Source organism: Nocardia sp. NPDC058497 (assembly GCF_042720195.1).
Lineage (GTDB): Bacteria > Actinomycetota > Actinomycetes > Mycobacteriales > Mycobacteriaceae > Nocardia.
Genome location: NZ_JBHXMY010000527.1, coordinates 1 through 4,114, shown reverse-complemented (window position 1 = coordinate 4,114; position 4,114 = coordinate 1). Strand labels below are relative to the sequence as shown.

The following is a 4,114-nucleotide window of genomic DNA, read 5'->3' as shown; positions in this document are numbered from 1 at the left end:
TTTTTATCGATACGGGTACCCCGCCGGGGGGGCCCGCGCCCGGGGGGCCCCCCGCGGCGTCCAAGGCCGCCGCCGCGCAGGCCAGGGCGATCAGCGACAACTGCACCCAGTTCCCCACCACCACCGGCGCTGGCGTGACCGCCTTCAACGAGTTCGTCACCGCGCACGACAGCAACGCCCCCGACTACGCCGCCAAGCGCGAGGCCGCCGCCGCCACCCTCGACGACGCGGCGCTCGAGGTCGAGACCGGCGTCACCACCGCGGCGGGCGCGCTACCCGCCGATCTCGCGGAGAAGTTCACCGCCTACGTCCTCGCCGCCCGCGAGCTGTCCGCCGAGACCAGGAAGATGACCTACAGCTCGCAGGTGACCAAGCTCAACGACGCCAGCCGCACGATCAACCAGGCCCGCACCGCGGTCCACGACGCCTGCCCGAGCCGCTGAATTCGCCCCGCCGACACGCGGCATACGGTCCCAATTCATCCGATCGGCTTGCGCTGCGGCCGATAACCATGTTCGCTTGCACCTATCTATTGTCGGCAGTTTAGGGAGGACACCACCGTGGTCGCCGCGGCGGACGCGCAGAACTACGCTCAGAAGCTTGGCATTTCTCACGGCTTGGTCGTTCAGGAATTGGGCTGGGACGAGGACACCGACGACGCATTGCGCGCCGAGATCGAGGAGGTCAGCGGCGGCGAGATGGTCGACGTGGACTCCGACGAGGTCGTGGACGCCGTGCTGTTGTGGTGGCGAGAAGGTGACGGCGACTTGGCCGACGAGCTGATGGATGCCATCGGCCCGCTGTCCGACGAAGGCTTCATCTGGGTCCTCACCCCCAAGACCGGTCAATCGGGCCATGTCGATCCGAGCGAGATCGCCGAAGCCGCGCCCACGGCCGGCCTGACCCAGACATCCACCATCAGCCTCGGCAGCTGGACGGGCTCGCGCCTGGTCCAGCCGAAGGCACCATCCAAACAGCGTTGAGTCCGCTGTTCGCTAAGGTCTCAGCCGGACGAGAACGCTCGGCTGAGACCCGACACGACGGAGGATTCGCCCTATGCCGCTAGAGGTTGGCACTCTCGCGCCGGACTTCACGCTCAAGGACCAGAACAACCAGCCGGTCTCGCTGTCGGATTACCGCGGCAAGAAGAACGTCCTGCTGGTGTTCTATCCGCTCGCCTTCACCGGCATCTGCCAGGGCGAGCTGTGCAAGGTTCGCGACGAGTTGCCCAAGTTCCAGAACGACGCCGCCGAGATCCTCGCGATCTCCGTCGGTCCACCGCCCACCCACAAGATCTGGGCAGCGGAACAGGGCTACCTGTTCCCCCTGCTGTCCGACTTCTGGCCGCACGGCGCCGTCACCCAGGCCTACGACGTCTTCAACGAGAAGTCCGGTTACCCCAACCGCGGCACCTTCGTCGTCGACAAGTCCGGTCACATCACTTTCGCCGAGATGAACGGGCCCGGAGAGGCCCGTGACCAGGCGGCTTGGGAGAAAGCGCTCACCGCGCTAGATTCATAAACCGTCACCGCCGGTTCCCACCGGCGGTGCCCGGGCGTATAGCTCAGCGGTAGAGCACTGGTTTTACACACCAGCGGTCGGGGGTTCGATCCCCTCTGCGCCCACAGATATCGCCGGACAGCGTTTGCTGACCGGCTGGTTATGCCCGACAAGTCGCGAGAACCACACTGCGCCTTGATGATCGTGTCATTCGATGCGAGCACTGCCGCCCACTGCGCCGCTCAAGCGAGCGCTTCGTCGGCAAGGGCACGCGCCGCCTCGTCGGGCGTGTAGCTCGCCAGCGCGGCAACAAGACCTTTGATTCCCTCACGAGTGGATGCCGGCAACCTCGCGTGGCGGGCGACGTCGAGTTCGTTCGCGATCGTCAACACCGCGAAGTCGTACAGATCGGCTCCCTGGATCACCATCGATCTGCCGGTGAACCGGTCGATCACGGGCAAAGGTTGCCGCCCGAGCTCCCGGTAGGTCCGCTCGCGATCGCACGCGCCGTAGAGATACACCAGCGCCTCCGCGTCGTGCCCGATGACGTTGTGGAGGCGCCGCCGGTCGGCGGTGGGCAGGAGGGCATGGGCGAAACCGTCGGTGCCGTAGGACGCGTGGCAGATCGCGGCCAGCTGTGTGCGTGGTGAGGCGTTCCACTCGACGGTGAGCGCGTGCATCCGACGAAGGTGAGCGTGCAGGGTTCCACCCGGATGTTCGATGCTTTCGGTCCCGAGAGCGCGTTGCAGATCGAACGCGCGGTGCACTATCTGGTCGCCGGCCAGCCATGTGTCCACGTGGGCCGACACAATGCGCGCTAGTTCGGCCGGCGCTCCTCGGGCCACGAGATGGCCGACATCGGGTACGACAGTGAGGGTGATGCGCGGGTTGGCCGCGCGGAACCGGTCGAAGTCGGCGTCGTCGATCGGCGACCGTCCGGCGCGCACCAGCAGGATCGGCAGGTTCAATGCCGCAGCGGTCGTGTGCAATTCGGGACCCGAGGCGAGAATGTCCGCCACGAGATCGGCATGCTGGTCGCGCAGGCCCCGATCACTGAGCCAGGAGCGCACCCGGTCCGGCTCGGAATTCGGAACGGCATCCACGAGCACCAGGCCGGCAACACGGCGCGCGACCGTCGGTTCGGCGAGAGCAGCGAGGGCGGCGTACCCGCCGGCGGAGGCTCCCACCACGACGATCGGCGTCGGCTCGCGCCGCACCATCTCGATCACATCGTCGGCGAGCGCCCGAAGGGTTGTCGCTCGCCCGGTGCTCTCCCCGTGACCGCGCAGATCGAAGGCCACCGTCCGTAGCCCACATGCGGCAAGCCGCGCGGCGGTCGGTGCCCAGACGCCGCGGTGCTCTCCGCCCGCGTGGAGCAAGAGAACTGTCGGTCCGGTGCCGGTCACCGTTGCCCGCAACGTGGTGTCACCCCGGGGGGTGGGGGGGGGGGGGGTGGGCGGGCGCCGGCGCCGCCGACGACCGACTCCAGCGCGTCGAGCGGGGTGCTCACCCGGGCCGCCAGCTCGTGACCGGCGGCCGTCGGCGTCACCCCGCGGGGCAGTCGCTCGAACAGCGGCCTGCCCAGGTGCCGTTCGAGCGCCTGGATCTGCGTGGTCACGGTCGGCTGGGACAGCCCAACCTGCGCGGCGCCCGCGGTGAGCGATCCGGTTCGATAGACCGCGAGGAACGTCCGGAGCTGCACCAGATCCATCGAGCCATCGGCTGGCCTATGTCTCATATCGGCGAGTCTATTGGCCAGGAAATGCCACTGTCCCTAGCGTGGGAGCTACGACCGGTCGCTGAACCCGTTGAAATGGAGAAGGAATCCGATGGCACACATCCTGTTCGTCCTCACCGGCGCCGACCACTGGACCCTGGCGGACGGCACCGAGCACCCCACCGGGTACTGGGCCGAGGAATTCACCGCGCCCTACGAGGCGTTCACCGGCGCGGGCCACCTCGTCACGGTGGCGACCCCTGGCGGCGTGGTCCCGACGGTCGACCAGGCGAGCCTGGCCGCCGAGGTGAACGGCGGCGCCGAAGGTGCGGCCGCCGTCGCCGATGTCTTGTCCGGTGCCACCCCGTTGCGGCAGCCGATCGCACTCACCGACGTCGACCTCGCCGACTACGACGCCGTCTTCTACCCCGGCGGCCACGGCCCGATGGAAGACCTCGCCGTCGACCCCGTCTCCGGCCGGCTCCTCACCGACGCCCTCGCCTCCGGCAAGCCGCTCGGCGTCGTCTGCCACGCCCCCGCCGCCCTGCTCGCCACCGCCGACGCCGCGGGCAACTCCCCCTTCGCCGGGTACCGCGTCGCCGCGTTCAGCGATGCCGAGGAAACCCAGGCCGGTTTCGCCGACAAGGCGAAGTGGCTGCTGCAGGACCGCCTCGTCGCCCTGGGCGTCGACTACCGCGAGGGCGAGCCGTGGGCGCCGCACATCGAGGTCGACCGCAACCTCTACACCGGCCAGAACCCCGCGTCCTCGGCGAAACTGGCCGCGGAGATGCTGACCGCGCTCTGAGGGAACGGACGTCGACGAGTTCCCGGGGGCCCCCGCGCGCGCGCGCCCGCGCGCGGCGCCCGGCGGGCGGGGGGGGGGCGCGCGGGCGCGGC

The 4,114-nt window shown here is 69.1% G+C and carries 6 protein-coding genes and 1 tRNA gene; 5 read left to right on the top strand and 2 right to left on the bottom strand.

Translation table 11 applies throughout. From position 1 onward, the window contains the following. From ACFWPJ_RS26460 to ACFWPJ_RS26445, 4 genes are all read left to right on the top strand, one after another. On the top strand, positions 1–443 hold a 443-nt coding region (locus ACFWPJ_RS26460), incomplete at its 5' end, for a hypothetical protein (RefSeq protein WP_378855234.1). Between the two features lie 117 nt (positions 444–560). Then, a complete protein-coding gene (locus tag ACFWPJ_RS26455) occupies positions 561–983 on the top strand; it encodes a DUF3052 domain-containing protein (RefSeq protein ID WP_378855232.1) in 423 nt (140 codons plus the stop codon). Positions 984–1,056: 73 nt separating this feature from the next. After that, entirely contained in the window at positions 1,057–1,521 is a 465-nt protein-coding gene (locus ACFWPJ_RS26450; RefSeq protein ID WP_378855230.1) for a peroxiredoxin, read from the top strand. Between the two features lie 32 nt (positions 1,522–1,553). Further along, positions 1,554–1,625: transfer RNA gene (locus ACFWPJ_RS26445), tRNA-Val, on the top strand. A gap of 117 nt (positions 1,626–1,742) precedes the next feature. On the opposite strand, the gene ACFWPJ_RS26440 is transcribed toward ACFWPJ_RS26445, so the two are convergent. Together ACFWPJ_RS26440 and ACFWPJ_RS26435 are read right to left on the bottom strand one after the other, a co-directional pair. After that, entirely contained in the window at positions 1,743–2,906 is a 1,164-nt protein-coding gene (locus ACFWPJ_RS26440) for an alpha/beta fold hydrolase (protein WP_378855228.1), read from the bottom strand. Further along, complete coding sequence (locus tag ACFWPJ_RS26435; protein ID WP_378855226.1) at positions 2,903–3,238, bottom strand: LysR family transcriptional regulator; 336 nt, start codon at positions 3,236–3,238, stop codon at positions 2,903–2,905. The genes ACFWPJ_RS26440 and ACFWPJ_RS26435 overlap by 4 nt, the downstream gene beginning before the upstream one ends. A gap of 91 nt (positions 3,239–3,329) precedes the next feature. On the opposite strand from ACFWPJ_RS26435, the gene ACFWPJ_RS26430 reads away from it, so the two are divergent. Beyond that, positions 3,330–4,022: a type 1 glutamine amidotransferase domain-containing protein gene (locus tag ACFWPJ_RS26430; protein ID WP_378855224.1), complete on the top strand. Its 693-nt coding sequence runs from the start codon at positions 3,330–3,332 to the stop codon at positions 4,020–4,022. The last annotated feature ends 92 nt before the right edge of the window (positions 4,023–4,114 follow it).